This is a genomic window from Frankia sp. AgPm24 (genome assembly GCF_023243055.1).
In the GTDB taxonomy this organism is placed as follows: Bacteria; Actinomycetota; Actinomycetes; order Frankiales; family Frankiaceae; genus Frankia; species Frankia umida.
Genome location: NZ_JALKFW010000207.1, coordinates 25,794 through 46,470, shown reverse-complemented (window position 1 = coordinate 46,470; position 20,677 = coordinate 25,794). Strand labels below are relative to the sequence as shown.

The 20,677-nt window shown below is 69.3% G+C and carries 17 protein-coding genes and 1 pseudogene; 8 read left to right on the top strand and 10 right to left on the bottom strand.

The features are described from left to right. Positions 1-134: 134 nt before the first annotated feature. The gene (locus tag MXD61_RS20630) at positions 135-1,670 is read right to left on the bottom strand and encodes an ATP-binding protein (protein WP_248815111.1); all 1,536 of its coding nucleotides are present in this window, start codon (positions 1,668-1,670) and stop codon (positions 135-137) included. Positions 1,671-1,820: 150 nt separating this feature from the next. Between MXD61_RS20630 and MXD61_RS20625 the strand changes: the two genes are divergently transcribed. The 3 genes from MXD61_RS20625 to MXD61_RS20615 all read left to right on the top strand — a co-directional run bounded on the left by MXD61_RS20625 (position 1,821) and on the right by MXD61_RS20615 (position 6,253). Beyond that, positions 1,821-2,255, top strand: coding sequence for a response regulator (locus MXD61_RS20625; protein ID WP_248815110.1), 435 nt, complete (start codon positions 1,821-1,823; stop codon positions 2,253-2,255). Positions 2,256-2,426: 171 nt separating this feature from the next. Further along, positions 2,427-4,337 (top strand): SpoIIE family protein phosphatase, encoded by a 1,911-nt coding sequence (locus tag MXD61_RS20620; protein ID WP_248815109.1) that lies wholly within the window; start codon positions 2,427-2,429, stop codon positions 4,335-4,337. 122 nt (positions 4,338-4,459) lie between these two features. After that, positions 4,460-6,253 (top strand): alkyl/aryl-sulfatase, encoded by a 1,794-nt coding sequence (locus tag MXD61_RS20615; RefSeq protein WP_248815108.1) that lies wholly within the window; start codon positions 4,460-4,462, stop codon positions 6,251-6,253. 25 nt (positions 6,254-6,278) lie between these two features. Here the strand turns inward: MXD61_RS20615 and MXD61_RS20610 are convergent, their stop codons facing one another. Genes MXD61_RS20610 through MXD61_RS20600 form a run of 3 tightly spaced genes read right to left on the bottom strand, consistent with a single transcriptional unit; the run spans position 6,279 to position 8,960 of the window. Continuing rightward, on the bottom strand, positions 6,279-7,262 hold the full coding sequence (locus MXD61_RS20610; protein ID WP_248815107.1) for an ATP-binding cassette domain-containing protein: 984 nt from the start codon (positions 7,260-7,262) through the stop codon (positions 6,279-6,281). Continuing rightward, positions 7,259-8,122, bottom strand: coding sequence for an ABC transporter permease (locus tag MXD61_RS20605; RefSeq protein ID WP_248815161.1), 864 nt, complete (start codon positions 8,120-8,122; stop codon positions 7,259-7,261). Before MXD61_RS20605 ends, MXD61_RS20610 begins: the two co-directional genes overlap by 4 nt. A gap of 1 nt (position 8,123) precedes the next feature. After that, the gene (locus tag MXD61_RS20600) at positions 8,124-8,960 is read right to left on the bottom strand and encodes an ABC-2 family transporter protein (RefSeq protein WP_248815106.1); all 837 of its coding nucleotides are present in this window, start codon (positions 8,958-8,960) and stop codon (positions 8,124-8,126) included. A 91-nt stretch (positions 8,961-9,051) separates the two neighbouring features. Between MXD61_RS20600 and MXD61_RS20595 the strand changes: the two genes are divergently transcribed. Beyond that, positions 9,052-9,330 (top strand): hypothetical protein, encoded by a 279-nt coding sequence (locus MXD61_RS20595; protein WP_248815105.1) that lies wholly within the window; start codon positions 9,052-9,054, stop codon positions 9,328-9,330. 126 nt (positions 9,331-9,456) lie between these two features. Here the strand turns inward: MXD61_RS20595 and MXD61_RS20590 are convergent, their stop codons facing one another. Then, complete coding sequence (locus MXD61_RS20590) at positions 9,457-9,732, bottom strand: hypothetical protein (RefSeq protein ID WP_248815104.1); 276 nt, start codon at positions 9,730-9,732, stop codon at positions 9,457-9,459. Between the two features lie 544 nt (positions 9,733-10,276). Between MXD61_RS20590 and MXD61_RS20585 the strand changes: the two genes are divergently transcribed. After that, positions 10,277-11,923 (top strand): glycosyltransferase, encoded by a 1,647-nt coding sequence (locus tag MXD61_RS20585; RefSeq protein WP_248815103.1) that lies wholly within the window; start codon positions 10,277-10,279, stop codon positions 11,921-11,923. A gap of 22 nt (positions 11,924-11,945) precedes the next feature. Then, positions 11,946-12,623, top strand: a complete 678-nt coding sequence (locus MXD61_RS20580; RefSeq protein ID WP_248815102.1) for a histidine phosphatase family protein — start codon at positions 11,946-11,948, stop codon at positions 12,621-12,623. A 115-nt stretch (positions 12,624-12,738) separates the two neighbouring features. Here the strand turns inward: MXD61_RS20580 and MXD61_RS20575 are convergent, their stop codons facing one another. The 4 genes from MXD61_RS20575 to MXD61_RS20560 form a co-directional block, all read right to left on the bottom strand. Beyond that, entirely contained in the window at positions 12,739-13,968 is a 1,230-nt protein-coding gene (locus tag MXD61_RS20575; protein ID WP_248815101.1) for an acyl-CoA dehydrogenase family protein, read from the bottom strand. Positions 13,969-14,077: 109 nt separating this feature from the next. Further along, positions 14,078-14,248 carry an SDR family NAD(P)-dependent oxidoreductase gene (locus MXD61_RS20570; RefSeq protein WP_248815100.1) on the bottom strand — a complete coding sequence of 57 codons (171 nt, stop codon included), beginning with the start codon at positions 14,246-14,248 and terminating at the stop codon, positions 14,078-14,080. A gap of 569 nt (positions 14,249-14,817) precedes the next feature. Next, the gene (locus MXD61_RS20565) at positions 14,818-16,530 is read right to left on the bottom strand and encodes a pyridoxal-dependent decarboxylase (RefSeq protein WP_248815099.1); all 1,713 of its coding nucleotides are present in this window, start codon (positions 16,528-16,530) and stop codon (positions 14,818-14,820) included. 41 nt (positions 16,531-16,571) lie between these two features. Continuing rightward, positions 16,572-17,234 carry a GNAT family N-acetyltransferase gene (locus MXD61_RS20560; protein ID WP_248815098.1) on the bottom strand — a complete coding sequence of 221 codons (663 nt, stop codon included), beginning with the start codon at positions 17,232-17,234 and terminating at the stop codon, positions 16,572-16,574. A 497-nt stretch (positions 17,235-17,731) separates the two neighbouring features. Between MXD61_RS20560 and MXD61_RS20555 the strand changes: the two genes are divergently transcribed. Continuing rightward, the gene (locus MXD61_RS20555; RefSeq protein ID WP_248815097.1) at positions 17,732-18,850 is read left to right on the top strand and encodes a ferritin-like domain-containing protein; all 1,119 of its coding nucleotides are present in this window, start codon (positions 17,732-17,734) and stop codon (positions 18,848-18,850) included. A 20-nt stretch (positions 18,851-18,870) separates the two neighbouring features. Here MXD61_RS20555 and MXD61_RS20550 read toward each other — a convergent pair whose 3' ends face one another. Further along, the gene (locus MXD61_RS20550; protein WP_248815096.1) at positions 18,871-20,010 is read right to left on the bottom strand and encodes a hypothetical protein; all 1,140 of its coding nucleotides are present in this window, start codon (positions 20,008-20,010) and stop codon (positions 18,871-18,873) included. 83 nt (positions 20,011-20,093) lie between these two features. On the opposite strand from MXD61_RS20550, the pseudogene MXD61_RS20545 reads away from it, so the two are divergent. Beyond that, positions 20,094-20,656, top strand: a pseudogene (locus tag MXD61_RS20545) (hypothetical protein). Positions 20,657-20,677 lie beyond the last annotated feature (21 nt).

The window sequence follows — 20,677 nt, the reverse complement described above, 5'->3', positions numbered from 1 at the left end:
ACCCCCTTGGCTCCCAGCACCCCACAGCAACCCACAACATCGCTACAGAAAGTAGCTTTGGTCGAGGGCGGCGGCTCGTGATCGCCGACCACGAGAGCGGCGGAGCGGGACGGTGCACCTTCGTCGACATCGCGCTACGCGGCCGGCAGGGTGAACACCACGCGCGTTCCGACGGCGCGATCGGCGTCGAGGCTGATCGTGCCACCGTGATATTCGATGATCTTCTTGCAGAGGGCCAGGCCGATGCCGGTTCCGGGATAGTCCTCCCGGCTGTGCAGGCGTTGGAAGATGACGAAGATGCGCTCGCTGTACTGGGCCTCGATGCCGATACCGTTGTCGGTCACGCTGATCTGCCACCGGTCGCCGTCGCGTTCGGCGCCGACGTGGATGGCCGGAGTGCGCTCGGGGTGGCGGAACTTCAGGGCGTTGCCGAGCAGGTTGGTCAGCAGGATCTCCAGGTGGGCCGGGTGTCCGGCGACCGTCGGCAACGGGTCGTGGGTCAGCTGCGCGCCGCTTTCCCGAACAACCAGCTCGAGACCTTCCAGCGCGCGGCGGTGGACCACGTCCAGATCGACGTCCTCGGCGGGGTGATCCGCCCGGCCGGCGCGGGAGAACGCCAGCAGGTCCTGGATGAGTTTCTGCATGCGGGCGGCGCCGTCGACGATGAAGCCGATGTACTGGTCGCCGCGTTCGTCCAGCTGGCCGCCGTAGCGGCGCTGCAGCAACTGGCAGAAGCTGGTCACCTTGCGCAGCGGTTCCTGCAGGTCGTGCGAGGCGACGTAGGCGAACTGCTCGAGGTCGGTGTTGGAGCGGCGTAGTTCCTCGGCCCGGCGGTCGAGGTCCGAACGGGCCTGTTCGGAGGCCACGAGGGCGGCGGCGAGGCGATCACGCATCAGGTCCACGGTCCGGGCCACGGTCTGGATGTCCGCGGGACCGCCGGTGCGGATCGGATGGTCGAAGTCGCCGGCGGCGACCCGGTCGGCGTCGCTGGCGAGCCGGGCGAGCGGTGCGGACACGGCGCGGCGCAGACCCACGAACGCGAGGACCGCACCAGCGAGGATCACGGCAGCGATCGCGCCGAAGGTCCAGTTCCGCAGCCGGCGCACGTGCATCAGGTCCGCCCGGGCCTCGGCACGGGCGGCGCCCAGCTGTTCCTGCAGGGTGTGGCTTGCCGCGCGCAGGGCGTCGAACGCCGTCTTGCCGGTGGTGGCCCGCGCCGTCGCGAACGCCACCGGTGCGCCCGGGGGTGCGGCGACGACCCGGTCGGCGTACACCCGGTGCCAGCTGGTGGCCCGTCCGAGCAGGTCGTCGAGGGTGTCGGTGCGGCTGCCGTCGGCGGTCAGCAGCCGACGCAGCTCGCCGGCCAGCCGGTTCTGTTCCTCGACCCCCTGGCGGTAGGGCGCCAGGAACTCGGCCTGCCCGGTCATCCCGAAGCCGCGCACGCCGGTCTCCTGGCCGACCAGGGCGGCGTCGAGGCGGACCGCGGCGAGCAGGGCGGGGGCGCTGCGGTCGATGAGGCGCTGGTTCACCGAGGTCGCGTGGGCGAGCAGCCAGGTGCCGAGCACACCCAGCGTGACCAGCACCACCAGGGCGCCGCCCACCCCGGCCGACAACCACCGGCTGGTGGTCCAGCCGGACGGCCGGCCCTGGACAGCCTGTTGCGACGTCACCTTCGTCCGCCTTCCACCGGTCCGTCGCACCGGGGGTCCGCCCGCCGGACACCCTTCAAGATCGCCACACTGGACGTCCCGGTCATGCCATGATGACGTGGCACCAACCACCGCACGACGAGTGTGGGGGGCAATCGAAACCGGGATCCGATGACCGCTGCCGCACCAAGCCGCCCCTACGACATCCTGCTCGCCGAGGATGACGCCGGTGACGCCCTGCTCATCGAGGAAGCGTTCCTCTCCCGTGGACTCGGCCAGAACCTGCACACTGTCGGTGACGGGGTGCAGGCCCTGCAGTACCTGCGCGACCCGGCCCGTCCGCGGCCGGATCTGATCCTGCTCGATCTGAACATGCCACGGATGGACGGTCGAGAGACGCTTGCCGCGATCAAGGCCGACTCCGAGCTGCGCACCATCCCGGTCGTGATCCTCACGACCTCCGATGCGCCCGACGACATCGCCGGCAGCTACCAGCTGCACGCCAACGCCTACGTCTGCAAACCCACCGATCTGGACGACTTCCTCGGCACCATCCACACCATCGACGACTTCTACCTGGGCCTGGTTCGGCTCCCTCGCCCCTGACCGGGCACCTGCGGCCTGCCGCACCCGCCCGGTCCGGCCCAGGTCTGATCCACCCCAGGTCTGATCCACCCCTTCCTGGTCCGTCTCACCTGTGGCCCGAGTCCGGGGACTCGGCTATTTTCGGCAGGAACATTCGACTGTCATCGGCCGTGCACGACAAGGGTGGGAGCAGTGACCGCGGGCTCGGAGCGGGACCTGACCCCTGTGGAACGTCGGGCCGGGCAGCTGTTGCAGACGATGCCGGTGGGCTTCATCGCCTGGGATGGCGGCTGGCGCTGCAACGGTGTCAACCCCGCCGGTGAGCGGTTGTGCGGCCGGTCTCGCGAGGAGCTGCTCGGCAGATCACTGTGGGAGATCTTCCCCGCGGTCGTCGGCACCGAGTTCGAGACGGTCTACCGGCGCGTCGCGCGGCTGCGCGAGCCGGAGAACATCGAGATCTACTACCCCGAGCCGCTCTGCCGATGGCTGGACATCCACGTCATCGGAGACATCGAGGACACCGGCGGGGTCGTGGCCTACTTCCTCGACGTCACCGAACGCCACGAGATCATGGAGCGGGAACGGTCCATCACACGGTCGCTGCTGCACGCGTCGGCGGAGCGCGATCTGGCGGCCCGCCAGGCCGCCACCCTGGCCGAGGTCGCCCTCGCGCTGACCTCGGTGGACACCGTCGAAGCCCTGGAAGCCATCGTGGTGGGCCAGGGGCTGGCCACACTCGGTGCGGACGGCGGTGCCGTGGTCTCCCCCGACGAGACCGGCAACTGGCGGATCACCCTCAACGCCGCCCTCGGCGAGCGGGCCCGGCGCACCTACGGCGCCGTCCCGTATGACAGCCCGCTACCCAGCTGCTGGACCGCCCGGACGGGCCGGCGCGTTCTGCTGCCCACCGTCGCGTCCGGCCACGCCTTCGATCCGATCATGGCGGACGTCTACGCCGACACCGCCCGACTGGGCTGGGCCATCCTGCCGCTCACCGTGCAGGGGAAGGTCCTGGGCAGCCTCGCCGCGGCCTGGGTGGACGAACATGAGCCGTCCGCGAGCGAACTCGACCTGCTCGACGGCTTCGCCGCCCAGTGCGCCCAGGCGCTGCACCGCATCCGCGCGACCCAGCAGGAACGACAGGCCGCCCGAGAGGTACGCGAACTCGCGGAGGCCCTGCAACTCGCCCTGCTGACCCCACCACCCACCCCCGCCGGCCTGCAGATCGAGGTCCGCTACCAGTCCGCCCAGGACGCCGCCCGGGTCGGCGGTGACTGGTACGACGCCTTCGAGCACACCGACGGCTCGACCGTCCTGGTGATCGGCGACGTCACCGGGCACGACAGCACCGCGGCCGCGAAGATGGCGCAGCTGCGCGGGCTGCTGCGCACCCTCGCCTACACCGCCGACCTCACCCCCGTCGCCGACGGTCGCACCCCCGCCGACCGAATCCCTGCCAGCCAACCTTCGGTCAGCCACGTCCCGGCCGGTGGACAGGACCGTCCGGACCGGTCCAGTCCACTCGCCGCCGTTCTCAGCGCCCTCGAGCACACCGCGGCGGGTCTCGGCGTGGACGCCCTCGCCACCGTCGTCCTCGTCCGCGTCGAGGCCGCTGCCGACAGCGGCGACAGCGGCGACAGCGGCGACAGCGGCGACAGCCTGCATATACGCACTGTCCACTGGTGCAATGCCGGACATCTGCCGCCGATCCTCGTGCACGCCGACGGATCCACCGAGATCCTCGAAACGGCCCGGACCGACCTGCTGCTCGGCTTCGACACCCACGCCGACCGCCATGACCACAGCGCGTTCCTCCCGCCCGGTGCCGTCCTGCTGCTCTACACCGACGGCCTCGTCGAACGCCGCGGCACCTCGCTTGACGAAGGACTCGACGCCCTGCGCGGGGTCCTGACCAGCCTCGCCACCGAAGGCATTACCACCGAATCCCCCGCTGGCGAAGGCCCTGCTGGCGAAGACATTGCCCTTGCCAGCCTCTGCGACGGCGTCCTGGCCGCAATGGCGCCGCGGACCGGAGAGGACGACATCGCGCTTCTCGCGCTGCGCGCGGCGCCACCGCACCGGTCGTTTCCCGCCGGCCCCTGAACCAGATTCCAACCTGCGTGGCCACGGCGGCTCTGGGTACGTACGAAGCCGACTGGAATTCCGGTCCCGTGGGCGCACGACGTCTGTGGTGCTTTTCCATGGCCAGGTACAGGAGGGGTCGCGTGCCGAAGGGCGATCAGCTGGATTTCGAGGCGGCCGACCGGGGTCTGATCGGCGCGCTGGAACCATGCGTCGTGCGGGATGAGGCCGGCCGGACGGTGTGGGACAACGAGGCGTTCCGATTCCTGGCGGACGAATGCCCACCCACGGTACATCCAAGCCTTTGGCGACAGTCCCGACTGTGCGCGAGGCACGGCCTCTACGAGGTGACCGAGGGGCTTTATCAGGTGCGGGGCCTGGATCTGTCCAACATGACACTGGTCGAGGGCGAGCGCGGAGTGGTCGTCATCGACCCGCTCGTGTCCACGGAGACGGCCGCCGCCGCACTCGGACTGTACCGGCGGCATCGGGGCGACCGGCCGGTGACCGCGGTCATCTACACCCATCCACATATCGACCATTTCGGCGGGGTCGCCGGAGTGGTCACCGGCGGGGTCCCGATCGTGGCACCGGTGGATTTCATGCGGCACGCGGTGACAGAGAACGTCTACGCGGGCGGGGCGATGTTGCGCCGCGGGATGTACCACACCGGCGCGTCACTGGAACCGGGGCCGCGCGGGCTGGTCGGTACCGGCCTGGGACAGACGGCGTCAGCCGGCACGGTGTCGTTGCTCCCGCCGACGGTGGACGTCACCCGCACCGGGCAGGAGGAGATCCTGGACGGGGTCCGGTTCGTGTTCCAGATGACGCCCGGCACCGAGGCGCCGGCGGAGATGAACTTCCTTCTTCCGGACCATCGTGCGCTGTGCCTGGCGGAGAACGCCACCCACACTCTCCACAACGTCCTGACGCTGCGCGGTGCGGTGGTGCGCGACGCCCGCGTCTGGTCCCGGTATCTCCAGGAGACGATGACCCTGTTCGCGGACGAGGCCGATGTGGCCTTCGCCTCGCACCACTGGCCCACCTGGGGCACCGCGGCCATCCGAGCGTTCCTGGCGGACCAGCGGGACACCTACGCCTATCTCCATGACCAGACCCTGCGGTTGATGAACCTGGGTTACACGGGAACCGAGATCGCCGAACTGGTCGAGCTGGATCCCGAGCTGGCGCGATCCTGGCACACCCACGGCTACTACGGCTCGGTCAGCCACAACGTGAAGGCGGTCTACCAGCGCTACCTGGGCTGGTTCGACGGCAATCCCGCGCATCTGTGGGAACACCCGCCGGTGGAGTCGGCCCGCCGATATGTCGACTGCATCGGCGGGGTGAAAGCGGTCGTGGCGAAGGCGCGGGCCTACCGGGACGACGGCGACCTTCGATTCGCCGCCCAGCTCCTCAACCATGCCGTCTTCGCCGATCCGGCGTCGGAGGACGCCCGGGACCTGCTCGCCGATGTCCACACCCGCCTGGGATTCGGCGCGGAGAACGGCACCTGGCGCAACTTCTACCTCACCGGAGCCCAGGAACTCCGCCAGGGCACGGCCCACGGTGCGGCGGACGTCGACACCACGGCCCTGGCGGGCGCACTGACGATCGAGCAGATCCTCGACTCCTTCGCGATCAGGATCAACGGCCCACGAGCCTGGGGACAGGCCTTCACCCTCGACTGGGCCATCACCGATCAGAAGGAGATCCACCGCAGCCTGCTGTCCCACGGCGCCCTGACCCACTGGTCCGATCCCGCCACCGATGCCCCGGATGCCACCGTGCGCCTGTCCAGGGCGGAACTGCTCGGCTTCCTCGGCGGCCGGATCCCCGCCGACGATCTCACGGTCGACGGCGATCCCAGCGTCCTGTCCCGGCTGCGATCGCTGCTCGACGACCCGAATCCCGCCTTCGCGATCGTCACTGCCTGACCCCGGCCGGGAGAAACCATGACGTTCACCTGTCGGTGGAGCTGCGGACCACGGGCACGGAACCGCGGGCGTAGACGCGGCGGACGACGTCCTCGATGTCGGGTTCCTCGACGGTGAAATCGAGAACCTCGGCGCGCTGCGCGACGGCGGCGAACACCTGGGCCGCCGTGGTGATCTCCGCGTCGAACGCGAGGCGTTGCCGCAGCCCACGGGCCTGGCTGACCAGATGGCGGGCACCGGGAACGTCGGTCAGGTCTGTCGTGGGTTCGGCCAGCACCACGGCCAGCACCCGTTCGGCGCCGGACGCGCGGGCGAGACCGGTGAGGTCGCCGTCATAGGCGAGCCGGCCGTGGTCGATGACCAGCACCCGGTCGCACAGCCGCTCGACGTCACCCATGTCGTGGGTGGTGAGCAGCAGGGTGGTGCCATGGGCGCGACGCTGGTCGACGAGGAACTCGCGCAGCCGCTGTTTGGACAGCACGTCCAGACCGATGGTGGGTTCGTCCAGGATGATCAGCCGGGGGGCGTGCAGCAACGCGGCGGCGATCTCGGCCCGCATCCGCTGGCCCAGCGACAGCTGGCGGACCGGGACGGCCAGGAACTCGGTCATGTCGAGACGCTCGACCAGTTCGGCCGTACGGGCCCGTTCGACGTCACCGGGCAGAGCATGGATCGCGGCCAGGATCCGGAACGACTCCCGCAGCGGCAGGTCCCACCACAGCTGGGAACGCTGGCCGAACACCACCCCGACCTGCCGGGCGATCCGGCGACGGTCGGCGACCGGTCGCAGCCCGCAGGTCGTCACCGTCCCACCGGTCGGGACGAGAATGCCGGTGAGCATCTTGATGGTGGTGGACTTGCCGGCGCCGTTCGCGCCGATGTAGCCCACCGCCTCCCCCGGCTCAATCCGGACGCTCAGCCCGTCGACGGCGGTCAGCACCCGGCGCCGAAGCCCTTCTCGGACAGTGAACCGCCTGCTCAGACCGACGGTTTCGATGATCGCGCTCATCCGCCCCCGCTGCGGTAGTGCCGGACGCCCCAGCGCCAGAAAAGCAGTGCCATTCCCCACGTCCACAGCGCCCCCAGCGGGCCGCACCAGCCCAGCCAGGTCGGAAACCACGCCGGCCCCGGCAGCCCGAGCAGCCGCAGCGTCGGAAGAAAACCGGTGAACGCCATGGGAACGGCGAATCCGAACACCGCCTTGAGCGGCCGCGACCACACCGACGCCGGCTGGGTCGCGGCGTAACGACCACCATAGGTCACGGCATTGGTCATCTCCGCGCCGTCGACCAGGAAGAACTGGACCCCGGCCGCCCAGACGAACAGCGCGGAGAACATGGCGACCCCGCTGGCGAGGGCGGTCATCAGCAGGGCCACGCTCGACGGGTTCCAGGAAATGTCGTTGACGGCCAGGCCCACTCCGAGAGCACAGACACCGACGGACGCCCGGGCAAGCCGACGCAGTGTGACGTCGCAGGTGACCAGCTGCAGCAACAACGGCTGCGGCCGTAGGTAGAACACGTCCAAAGTGCCGGCGCGCACGTAGGTGGCCAGCTCGTCGCAGTGCCCGAAGGCCAGGTCAGCGAGGCTGAAAGCCAGATCGGCCAGCCCGAAGACCAGCAGTATCTGGTGGAACTCCAGCCCGCCGAGCCGGGTCACCGCATGGAACAGCACCCAGATCTCCAGGAGCTCCGCCACCCCGACCAGCAGCGAGCTGACCAGGTCCAGGGCGAAGTTCGCCCGGTACGCCGTCTGCGACCGCGCCCGGGATGCCAGCACGACCCGGTAGGGCCGCAACCGCGCCCGCAGATCGCCTCGGCCCGGTGGCTGTGCCTCGTTGCGCCACCAGAGGTCCCGCCCGGCCGCCACCTCAGCCACCCTGTACCTCCAGATGGCGCCGGCCGGCGCGGGTGAGGATCTGACCCAGCATCGCGACGCCGAACAGCCAGGCGGCCTGGGCGACCAGCCGGCCGCACATGCCGGCGACATCGGTGTGCCCGCCGAGCACGTCCACCGGATACATCATCATGGCCGGAAAGGGCGTCGCCTGTGCCACTGCTCGCAGCAGCGGTGGGAACAACCCGACCGGCACGAACAGCCCGGCCAGAAAACCCGACATCACCATGTACAGGACCTGGATACCGCGTGTTTCCACCAGCCAGAACCCGGCGACCCCGACCAGGTAGGCGCTCGCCATCGAAAGCACGATTCCCAGCAGCACGCTGAGCGCGCCGAGCGGATACGCCGCCACCGAGGTCGGCAGCGCCATGCCGATGGCTGCACCGAGGGCAATCATCGGGATTCCGCGCGAGACCAGTGCGAACAGTGCGCGCCCGACCTCGACCGTGATCTCGGCCGCCTGCACGTCGAGCGGGCGCAGGAAGTCGACCACGACCGATCCGTCCTTCACCCGGGTGGCCAGCTCGCTGCGGCCGTTGAGATTGAGGACACCGAACAACCCCTGGGAGATCCAGATGTAGGCGCTCATCCGGCCGACGTCATAGCCGGCCACCTCACCGCCGGCCGCCCGGACCGTCGCGAACAGCACCGCCACCTTGAGCAGGCCGAACGCCGCGTTGGCCACCAGCCCACCCAGCATCGCCGCCCGATAGGCCGACTGCCGGCGAAAACCCGCGCACAGCAGCCGCCAGTACACCCGCACCGTCGCCCGCGGGCCGAAACCGACCCCCAGCTCCGCCGAAACCACCGACAGAACATATCTCCTATGGGCAAATCCCGGCAGCCCGCAGCGGCCGTCCGGCACTGGACGATCGCCCGAAAATCGAGAGGAGATTCCTGTGAATCCCGCCGGACCCGAGGGTGGAAACAGTGCGGACGTCGCAAGCTGTCTCGCGGTCATGTGGACGGCGGTGATGACCGCCCGGATCCGGCCGGCTCCCATCCGCCACGCGCCGGCGCCGGCGCCGGTGGGCAGCCTGGATGTGTTCGTCACCGTCTGCGGTGAACTGGCGGAGATCGCCAAGGCGACGCCGCGGGCGGCCATGGTGATCGACTACCCGCACCGCGGTCGCCAGCCCGGCCATCACCGTGCCCAACGAGCACCCTTCGGCCCCTGATCACGCAAAGCCCCGGTTCCACGAGCACACCGCCTACCCCGGCAACGAGCCGACCCCGCGCGCCGAACTCGCTCGTCGCGATGTCGGCCGCACCCCGGCGGTAGCGCTGATTGTTGGTTTCGCGGGTCACACAATTGTCTCACTTAAATTGTTGTGCTGGCCGGCCGGGCCGGGCGGTGCCGTAGATGATCCGGACACGGCGGGATAAACTCGCGGCGCCAGCCGGGGCGGCGACCAACGCGGAGCGGCGAAGCGCTCGCACACATGGCATGCGGCACTTCGAGTGCACCTTCCGTCGGCGAACATTCCGAAGGTCAGCGGCAACGCCGATTTCGCCGGGGCGGCGACCGCGAGCTGGAACTCACCCGGCATCGACAGGTGCACGACGATCATGTCGCGCACACCGACGCGCTCGCCTCCTGGGCGGACACGACCTCGGGTACGCCCTCGGGCACCCCCTTGGACGTGCCCCCGGACCGCCGCCGCGGCCCTGTTCGTCTCCCCGCACCCGGTGGTGCGGGATCACCGCAGGGGCGTCTTCGACAAACTCCGCGAGGGAGTCCGGCGAGAGCCCGCCACCCGCCTGATCCTGAACGAAGCCAGTCGGTCGCGACCCGTACATGGCTGCCCGGAAACAGGCTGGCCGGGTCAACATCGTTTGTTTGAACGGGTGAGTTACGCGCCACAGGTGTGACACCCCCAGCGATTTTCTCCATTGCACCTCGCTGACCGAACTTCTGGCAGGCGGTGCATTCGAACAAGGGGTCAGGTGGGAGGATGCCCGGGAAGATCGAGAGGAGATCTTGTGAATAATGCCGGACCCGAGGGTGGACACGGTGGGAACGTCCACGAGGTCACGACATTGATGGCGCAGCGGGCCCGTTCGTGGCCCCCGTCAGCGGCGCCCGCCAGCACGGCGACCTCCGCGAAGCCGACGACGCCCGAGGTGCCGGCGATTCCCGTGCAGGCCCACGTCGCCGGCGGCGTCGACGACCCCGCCGCGCCGGCCACCTCCACGCGGCTGGCGGACCTCGCGCCCCTGACCGACGACGCCGCCTGGGTGCGGGTGCCCGTGAGCCGAGCACGGGCGGCCGCCGGGCCCGTGCTCGCGGTCGTCGTCGTCCTGATCGGGGCGGTGTACCTGACGTGGCGGGCCGGTGGCCTGGGCGGCACCGGGGTGGCCGGTGGCCTGTTCTACGCGGCGGAGGTCGCGAGCTACCTCGCCATCGTGTGGACGGCGGTGATGACCGCGCGCATCCGGCCCGGTCTGGTCCGTCGTGCGCCGGCGCCGGCGGGGACGCTGGACGTCTACGTCACCGTCTGCGGTGAGCCGGTGGAGATCGTCGAGGCGACCCTGCGGGCGGCTCTGGCGATCGACTATCCGCACCACACCTATGTTCTCAATGACGGTCGGATCGCCCGGCGGGACAACTGGCGCGAGATCGACGAGCTGGCCGCCCGCCTGGGGCTGACCTGCTTCACCCGGACCGACGGGCCCAGGGGCAAGGCCGCGAACCTCAATCACGCCCTCGCCCGCACCACCGGCGAGGCGATCATGACTTTGGACGCCGACCACATCGCCGTCCCCGACCTAGCCGAACGGGTGCTGGGTTATCTGCGTGTCCCCACCGTCGGGCTCGTCTGCACCGAGCAGCGTTTCGACGTCGGCCGCTACGACGTCCTCAACAATGCCGAGCCGATGCTGTACCGGGCGGTGCAGCCGGCGAAGGACCGCGACGGCGCGGCGAGTTCCTGCGGCAACGGGACGTTGTACCGGCGCACCGCGCTCGAGTCCGCCGGCGGTTTCAGCGAGTGGAACATCGTCGAGGATCTGCACACGTCCTACGAACTGCACTCCCGGGGTTGGCGCAGCGTCTACCATCCGCAGCCGGTGTCCGTCGGTATCGCACCGGCCACCGCCGCCGAGTACGCGCGTCAACGCAGCCGTTGGGCGATGGACGGCCTGCGCCTGACCTTGTTCGACAACCCGCTGCGCAAGCCCGGCCTCACCGGTTGGCAACGCGCCCACTATCTGCACACCGGCGTTGGTTATCTGGTGGCCTGCGCCCAGATGATGTTCCTGCTCGGTCCGCCGCTGAGCGCCGTCGCGGGCATCCAGATCGCCGCCGGAACCTCCCTGACCGCCTACATGCTGCACGCGTTGCCGTATCTGATGGGCTCGATGCTGCTCGTCGCGTATCACGCGGGCCTGCGTGGCGCGCATCGGACGATCGCGAGCACCCTGTTCAACGCGCCGCTGTACGCGTTGGCGTTCATCCGGGTGGTGATCGCCGGACGGCCGGAGTCGGGCACCACCGCCAAGACCGCGCTGCCGAGAATGTCCCTGCTGCTCCTGCCGCAGGCACTGTTCGCCGCCGCGCTGATCGTCACCATCGTCGTGGTCGGGCTCGGCCGGGACACCGCCGACCTGTCCGCGCTGGTGTGGGCCGGGGCGCTGCTGGCGATGATCGCCGGGCCGCTGTCTGCGATCTCACGGCGACCGTCGCTGGCCGAACGGGCCCAGCTTCCCATCCGCATCACCATCGCCGCGACGGTGCTCGGCCTCGCCACGACCACCCTGCTCGCCGGCTGAGCGCCGGTTAGAATCCGTGTCGATGCGCCTCATGCTGCTCCGACACGGCCAAACCCCCCACAACGTCGCCGGTGCCCTCGACACCGGGCGTCCGGGTGCCCCCCTGACCGCGTTCGGTCAGGGGCAGGCACAGGCGTTGCCCGGCGCGCTGCGCGGGCAACGGATCTCGGCGATGTACGCCTCGGTCCTGATCCGCACCCAGCTCACCGCGGCCCCCCTCGCGCAGGCCCGCGAGCTTGGGGTCACCGTGCTGGAGGGCCTCGAGGAGATCACCGCGGGCGACCTTGAGCTGCACACCGCCCAGGCGTCCGTCACCGAGTACCTCGACGTCATCGGCAGTTGGATTCACGGCGATCTGGGCCGTGCGATGCCCGGCGCCGACACCGGGCACGCGTTCGTCGACCGTTATGACGCCGCCCTCGCGTCCATCTCGGCCGCGCACGACGACCACGACGGGGTCGTCGTCGTCAGTCACGGTGCCGCGATCCGGGCCTGGGTCGGCATCCGGGCCGCCGGCGTCGGTTCGGTGGAACATCGCTGGCTCGCGAACACGGGAATGGTCACCCTCGAGGGCAGCGCCGCGACCGGCTGGACCTTCGTGGACTGGCACGCCCAGCCGCTGGGTGGCTCCGTTCCCGCCGACGTGGCCGCCCACGACGTCACCGGCGCCCCGATCCCCGAGTCCGTCACCGAGAACTAGGCACCGTCCCTGCCTCGTTCGGCCCCGGTCGTCAGCATGTCCGGCGTCGTCGAACAGATCCGCGGTCGGCTGCTGCCGGAGTATCCAACGGAAGCAGTTCCACCGAAGCTGTTGTTCACTCGATCCGGAGTCCGGAGATCGCCCGCGAGATGATGAGTTCCTGGATCTGCTCGGTGCCCTCGTAGATGTCCATGATCTTCGCGTCCCGGTGCCACCGCTCGACCGGGAACTCGCGGGTGTAGCCGTAGCCACCGAGGATCTGGATGGCGCGTTCGGTGACCCACACCGCGGTTCGGCCGGCATACAGCTTCGACATCGACCCCTCCGCGTTCTGGTACGTCCCGTTGTGGCCGAGCCAGGCCGCCCGCCAGGTCAGCAGCCGGGCCGCGTCGATCTGGGTGCACATGTTGGCGAGCATGAACGCGATGGACTGATTCATGATGATCGGCCTGCCGAAGGCGTGGCGTTCCTTGGCGTAGTCGAGCGCGTATTCGTAGGCGGCTCGGGCGACACCGAGAGCCTGGGCGGCCACGGTGGGGCGGGTGGCTTCGAAGGTGGCCATGGCCGGCTGCTTGCCGGAGCGCTCGCCGCTGGGTCGCACGAGCGCCTCCCGGGCCCGGGCCAGCCTCGCGTCGAGCTTCTCCTTGCCTCCCAGCAGGTGCGAACCTGGCACCCGCACGCCCTCGAGAACGACCTCCGCGGTATGGGAGGCCCGAATGCCGTGCTTTCTGTACTTCTGGCCCTGACTCAGACCGTCGACCCGGGGAACGACGAAGCTCGCCTGCCCCTTGCTGCCCAGGTTCTTGTCGACGGTGGCGACGACGACGTGGATGTCGGCGATGCCGCCGTTGGTGATCCACGCCTTGGTGCCGTCCAGGACCCACTCGTCGGTCCTCTCGTCGTAGACGGCGCGGGTACGCAGAGAGGAGACGTCCGATCCCGCGTCCGGCTCGGACACGCAGAACGCTCCGAGCCGGACGTCGTCGGCGCTCCCGTAGCACTGCGGGACCCATTCCATGAGCTGCTCGGGAGTGCCGTTCGCCGCGATGCCGGCGGCCGCCAGCGCGGACCCCATGATGGCCAGGCCGATACCCGCGTCGCCCCAGAACAGTTCCTCGACGGCGATCGGCAGGGTGAGGCCGGTCGGGTCACCAAAGGTGCCGTTGCTGACGAAATCCACACTGTAGAGACCGATTCTGGCGGCTTCCTGTACCACCGGCCACGGGAACTCCTCGCGCTCGTCCCACTCGGCGGCCACGGGGCGCATCACATCCACCGCGAAGTCGTGTACCCATTTCTGCAGTGCACGCTGGTCATCGTTCAGCGAAACAGAGAAGTCGGTCATCTTCGACCTCCGGTCGACAGGTTTGCACTGACAGTTCATGTGACGGCGGAACGTGTGACGGCAGAGGTTCGGCGGTACCAGCGTGGCGGTCGCTCGCCGGCGTGCCTTCCTACCTGCTCGTCGCCAGTCCGCCATCCACCGGGATGACCGCGTGCCGGGTCAGGTGATGGAGCACCGCCTTGCTCGCGCAGTAGACACAGGTAGGCCCGACCGGAACCGTCAGCCCGTCGATGCTGCCGACGTTGACGATGCGGGCCGGGTCGTCGTCCGCGGGTGCCACGGGTGACCACCGCCGTCCGGCCGGTCAGGTCGAACAGGTCCACCCGTCGTCCTCCTCGTCGATCGACACGACAACGGCCGTCAGCAGGTGACAGCCGGCCCGGTCTCCCGCCAGACCAAGGAGTCGCACCGGGTGGTGGACGATCGTGGTCAGACCCGCTTCGGGGCGGTGCGTCACTGGTGTCAGCGACGTCCGCGACCTAAGTTACAGCTTGTATACCAATGTGCCGGTTATGCGGGCAAGCAGAAGGAACCGTCGCGGGACGTCGTCCCGTGAGTGCGGCCTGGCACGACCCGTGCCACCGCGGGCCGATCTCCTCGCAAACCTGCCTGGTCGCCGGATCCGGCTTCGACCAGAACACTTCGATGGGGGCATCACCCGTTCGACGGCTGTCACCCGACCTGTCGTCCACTCACACTACGCCACGAAAGAAGGCGTCTTTCTCGCCGGCGTTCGCCGAGCCCGCGAGAAACTCGAAGACCTCCTGGACCCGTTGGACGTCAACGGGATCTCGACCAGGCCACCCGAACCTTTTTCCGTCTTCCCCGCGCATCGCCGAACGGCCGCGGTTATCCGACCGCGAACGCTCCCACCCGCCGAAGATCGCGAACCAGTGCGTCGACCAGGTCGCGGGTCACGTGCCGCATCGTGAACAGGTGGGCGTAGGGTCGCCGCTGCCCGCGAACGTGGGTCGTCTCGTACGACAGCGAGTACTTCTGGACGATCCAGGGGACGGGCCGGCGGAAGCGAACGGTGAGCGAGAACGGGCTGCGCGCGACCCACAGGTCGAGGCCCAGCGCCGTTTCGAGCGCCCGCAGACTGCTCTCGGCGTACGCCGCCATCCGGTCGCATTCGGCCGCCCACCGGGCCTGGTCGTCGTAGGAGTGCCGGGCCAGATAGTCCCACATCAGCAGCGGCGAGAAACCGTTGCGCGATCCGGCGAGCGTCGTGTCGGACGAACCCGTGTACTCCACCTCCCGCGGCGGAACCATCTGGAATCCGGTACGGGTCATGAAGATTCCGCACGGCCAGGGCGCCCCCATCCACTTGTGGCCGCTCGCGGTGATGGAGTGCACCGTCGGCAGGCGGAAGTCGAACACCGGGGGTGCCGCCGCGACCAGGCCGGCTCGACGGGCCATCTCCAGATAGGGCGCGTAGCCGGCGCCCAGAGCACCGTCGACGTGGACCCAGTATCCGGTGCGCAGATCGAAACCTCCGGAACCGTCCTGGTCCTCGGCGGCGCGGCCATCACGGCCGCGGTGGTCGTGGTAGACGGGACGTTCGTCCAGGCCGTGTTTCGCGCAGATCTCGTGCACCGTCCTCGACGCGACCTCCACATCGTCGTAGGCGCCCTTGAAGGTCGAGCCGTAGTTCAGGTTGACCAGGATCGGAAATCCGCGGGACGCGAAGAACTCCACGAGTACCGCCAGACAGTCGATGTCGATCGTGCCGTCGCCGTCGGCGCCACCGAGCGACGGCACCTCCGCCGGCCAGGGGGTGCCCGGGGCCAGCGGGTTCTCGTCCGGAAACCAGCGGCGGCCGACGTCCTGGAAGGTGTCGACACCCAGCAGCCTGGTCGCCTTCGTCAGCGAGTAGTGCGTGTCCTGCGAGTAGAAGATGACCGGATGGTAGCTGTTCGACCTCGGCCCGGCCGGATCGTCGGCCGGGCCGTACCGGCCACCGCCAGACGACCACGAGTCCTGTCCCGAATGCAGCATCAGCTGCCCCGACAGGTACTCCCGGGCGTTCCACAGGCCGTACAGGTTTCCTTCGCTGGCGCCCATCGTCAGCGAATATCCCCAGTAGGATTCGGGGTCGTCCCGGCGATGCGGCCATCTGGCGTTCCAGAGGGAGGCGAAGTAGTCGAGAACAGCCCGCTCGAGGATCTTCGAGTTGTGGGTGTAGGCGCCACTCTGGTATGGATCACCGACATTGTTGAGAGCCAGGCCGAGGTAAGGGCCGAGCCGCTGCTGGTAATCCAGGTCACCGCTGACCTGGAAACCCACCGAGACCCGGCACTGCTGCTCCAACCAGGAGCGAAAGTGGTTCTCCGCCGCCGCGTACTGCTCTTCGGTGAGCCCGCTGGCCGGCAGCTGGAACTGGCCGTAGGGGATCTCCGGGATGCTGGCATAGCTTCGACGCGGGTCGCTGCTGGGCGGTGTCACATCAGGTGGGCCGGACATCAGCGAGAGCCCGCCGAAGGAGTTCCGCCAGGGCTCGTCCGCCGGTCCGAAGGCGATCTCGGGAACGCCTGGCCCCGGGTCCGCATGAGGTTCTGGCATCGTCGCGCTGTCCGGTCGAGCGTCTCCCGCCTCCCGTGTGATCACGCCGTCGGCGGATCCGGTGCGCGCCAGACCGGGTAGAGGGAGGGTCCGCCGGCCGGTAGCACGATCTCGTCGCCGACCCGCCGCAGGCCCATCTCCAGCCACAGGTCGCGGTTCTGCGGGCTCGACGCCTCCGCGTACAGGCCGCAACCCCGCAGTTCCTCCAGCTTCAGCAGGGCACGTATGAGCAGAACGGCCCGCCCGACCGCGGCCGGCTCCGGACGCGCGGCGGCGAACATCACGTGGTAGTGGGCCGGCAGGCCCGGCGGGTGCTGATCATCGAGGGCGCGCATCAGCGCGACGGCCCGTTCACCGCACTCGCCGCAGGCGTCGGCCAGCCGCTGGAAGTACCGGGTCTGTTCCAGCTCGCTCAACGCCGGTTCACCGGGTGGCGACCACACGGCGACCGCGGCGTATTCCGGTGCGACCCCCACCTGCCCGCCGTGTTCGAGCAGGAGCTCGGTGGTGATCCGGAAGAAGGCGGCCATCGATTGTTCGCGGTTCGCGGCGGCCGGTGGAAAAGCCCAGTTCAGGATCGGGTCCGGGTCGAACGCCCGGGTGAGGGTGTCGACCACGGCTGCCATGTCCGGCGTCGCGGTGATCAGGACCGAGTTTCTCCGTGGTCTGCGGGCGTGACTGACACTCGTCGTCGGCGTGGCCATCTCGGCACCTCTTCCTGCGACCCGTGAACCGGGTTTCCGGGACCTGTGGACCGGACCGGGAGAAGACGGCGCCCTGTCGCCGGGAACCGGCCTTTCTCCCGCAGCCGTGGCCAGTGTCGCACCGGCATCGGCATCGGCCACAAACCACCAGAGGACAACCATGGACCGATAAGTCTTCGGAATACCAGCAGGTATTCCTTGACAGTGCGCCCGAACACCCGAACCAGGCGCCTCCACGCGGCGCGGGACAGCGGGGCGAATATTTTTTCACATGCCGAGACGCGAATATCCGCGATTCACCGCACAGGTTGCGCGCCGGCAGAATCCGAGCATACCACCGGTAAACTCTGCGGATTCCCGACGGCCACCTCGATGGCTCCGATGTCGCATCATACTGTTCCCCTATGGCCCGATAGACAGATCGGTGTGGCCGCGCCGGCGGTCAGGGCGCAGCATCGGTCGGGGAACGTCATCCGGCGTTGACGGGAGCACAGCTGGTGTCCACGCGAGATCTCTACACTCAGACCCCCGAAACGGACCGCTGGGCCGCCGGCGTCGGCGGCCGCCCTGTTTTCACCTGGGAATACGATCCCGAGCGCGGCAGGCTGCTCGACCTGTACCAGAAGGGCAAGGACCGGCAGTGGGACTCGACCACGCGGATAGACTGGGATCTGCCGGTCGACCCCGAGGATCCGTTGGGTATTCCCGACGAGGCGAACGTCCTGTACGGAACGGACCACTGGAACCGCATGTCGGCCACCGATCGTACGCAGGTGCGCCGGCACGCCGCCGCCTGGCAGTTCTCCCAGTTCCTGCACGGTGAGCAGGGGGCGCTGATCTGCGCGGCACGCATCGTGGAGACCTCCCCCGGTCTGGACGCGAAGCTCTACTCCGCCACCCAGGTGGTCGACGAGGCCCGGCATGTCGAGATCTACACCAGGTTCCTGCACGAGAAGATCGGCCTGCTGTACCCGATCAACGACAGCCTTCAGGGCCTGCTGGCCGACAGTCTGAACGATTCCCGGTGGGACCTGCCGTATCTGGGCATGCAGGTCCTCATCGAAGGTCTGGCGCTCGCAGCCTTCGGTCTGATTCGAGATGCCACGACACAGCCACTCGCGAAACAGCTGCTCACCTATGTCATGCAGGACGAGGCCCGGCACGTCGCCTTCGGACGCATCGCGTTGCGCGACTACTACCGGCAGCTCTCCGACGCCGAACTCCGGGAACGCGAGGAGTTCGTGATCGAGGGCTGCCACCTGATGCGTGACCGCATCCAGGGTCTCGAGGTCCTGGAGAACCTCGGTCTGCGCACCGACGAGGCCCGGCGGATCGTCGAGGCCAGCGAGACGATGCGGCTCTTTCGCACGCTGCTGTTCGCCCGGGTCGTCCCGTGCGTGAAGGACATCGGCCTGTGGGGTCCGCGGCTGCGGCAGGCCTACCTCGACCTGGGCGTCCTCGACCTCGGCGACGCCGACCTGGACCTTCTCATGGCCCAGGACGACGCCGCCGCCGAGACGCTCGACGTCGCACGCGTCCACGCGGCGCAGGAACAACGAGTCGCCGAGGTGCACGCGACCATCGCCGCCGGCCAGAACCACCCGCCCCCGCGGTAGCACCGCGGAGGCGATGATCGCTAGGAGCTGGGTGAGAGGTTCCACAGCGCGGCCTGCTGGGCCACGGTCGGTGCGTCCGTGACGAGTGCCTGGCCGACGATCTGACCGTGTTCGTTCAGGTCGAGCGGCGAGGTGGCGGCGTAGCCGACCAGCGCGGAGAAGCTTTCGTCGCGCCATGCGAAGCCCTGGCCGCCGAACGCCCGGGTGCCGATCACCACCCCGTCGTTGTTGAGTCCGATCGCCTCCGTGTCGTCGTCGGCGATTCGCGTCGTCACCCCATCGGTCCACAGGTAGGCGCCGCCGTCGTGGAAACCGGGGGTGCCGATGAGCACCTGGCCGGAGTCGTTGACCGCCACCGCGCTTCCCCCGGGCAGCACCCCGGGGGATCCCAGGTCGGTGAGCTGCCCGGCGCGCCAGCGGAACGGGCGTCCGGCACCGGCGGCCGTCCCGGATACGCCGACCACGTCGCCGGCCTCGTTGATGTCGTTTGGCCAGGTGTAGGGACCGAGGCCGCCGAGGTCACGCCACTGGGCGTTGCGGTAGATCCCGCCATGGGTGCTGCCGTCGGCACGCCGGAACGCGGCGATGAGCTGGCCCTCGTTGTTGATCCCGGTCCCGACACCGCGGACGTAGCCGGGGATCAGGGCGGACAGGTCGGTCCGCACCCCGCCCTCCCACAGGATGATCCCGACCGCGGCCCCGTCGACGATCCGTTCCGCGCCGAGGACCTGGCCGCGGTCGTTCTGGTACAGCGGGAGGAACCCGGGTGTCGGCGTCGTCACACCGTCGCGGTACACGAAGCCCACCGGCGGCAGGCCGGGCACAGGAAGCCATCCGATGATCTGGCCGGACTCGTTGACGTCGATCGGTTCGGCGCCGGACAGACCCAGCGACCGGACCCCGTCCGCCGCGGACCAGACGAAGACGCCGGACATTCCGGGCGCGAAGTACGTGCCGGCGACCTCGCCCCGGTCGTTGATGGCGGTGGCGACGCTGCCGACACCCGCGCTGGTGCGTGGGTCGATCACTGTCGGGACCGCCCTGGGCGGTAGCGGCGCGGCACCCGCGGGCACCGCGCCGAGCAGCGCGCCAACACCGGCGACCATCACCAGAACGGCCATCGTGGCGATGCCGTGCCGCGCACTGGCGCTATCTGACATGGAGGCGCCCTTCTCCCGAACCGACCCCGTCACGGTCCCATGACAACGGGTGTCCGCGGCTTCACCGGGCGTTCACAGCTGGCGTGTCGCACCGCCGGCTGGCACCAGCGACGCCGGATGCGCCGGACCGCCTACCGCTGGACGGTGGCGGTGAGGCGGGCGTAACCGAGGACGTGGCTGGACAGGGTGAAGCCCACGACGGCGGGCGGCGTGGTGGGTGTCAGGGCGAGGCGGCCAACAGCGCCTGTCTGGTTTTCCTGGACCCACGGACCCGGGAGACCCAGCTCGACTGGACACGCATCGCGCGGGAGACCGTCGGGAACCTGCGCGCCGATTTCGCCCGTCACCGCGAGGACGCCCGACTGGCGGAGGTCATCGCACGCCTGCGCCAGGAAAGCATCGAATTCGCCGCCTGGTGGACGACCACACGGTCAGGGAACACTCCCACGGTGTCAAGCGCATCCGCCACCCGGTGGCCGGTGAGATGACCGTCGCCTATGACATTCTCGCCACCCTCGGCGACTCCCACCAGCGCCTGTTCGTCGTCACACCGATCGACGCGGCGACCGAGCGCGCGCTGCGCGGGCTGACGCGGGTGAGCGTGTCGAGATCGCGCCGTCGGCTTCGTCCCCGGACTGGTCGGTAAGCACGAGCACTGGAGGAGAGC

Coding starts and splice junctions, on each gene's coding strand:
- MXD61_RS20550 (WP_248815096.1), bottom strand. CDS start 20,010: ATGTCAGATAGCGCCAGTGCGCGGCACGGCATCGCCACGATGGCCGTT.
- MXD61_RS20580 (WP_248815102.1), top strand. CDS start 11,946: ATGCGCCTCATGCTGCTCCGACACGGCCAAACCCCCCACAACGTCGCC.
- MXD61_RS20575 (WP_248815101.1), bottom strand. CDS start 13,968: ATGACCGACTTCTCTGTTTCGCTGAACGATGACCAGCGTGCACTGCAG.
- MXD61_RS20625 (WP_248815110.1), top strand. CDS start 1,821: ATGACCGCTGCCGCACCAAGCCGCCCCTACGACATCCTGCTCGCCGAG.
- MXD61_RS20560 (WP_248815098.1), bottom strand. CDS start 17,234: ATGGCCACGCCGACGACGAGTGTCAGTCACGCCCGCAGACCACGGAGA.
- MXD61_RS20565 (WP_248815099.1), bottom strand. CDS start 16,530: ATGCCAGAACCTCATGCGGACCCGGGGCCAGGCGTTCCCGAGATCGCC.
- MXD61_RS20610 (WP_248815107.1), bottom strand. CDS start 7,262: ATGAGCGCGATCATCGAAACCGTCGGTCTGAGCAGGCGGTTCACTGTC.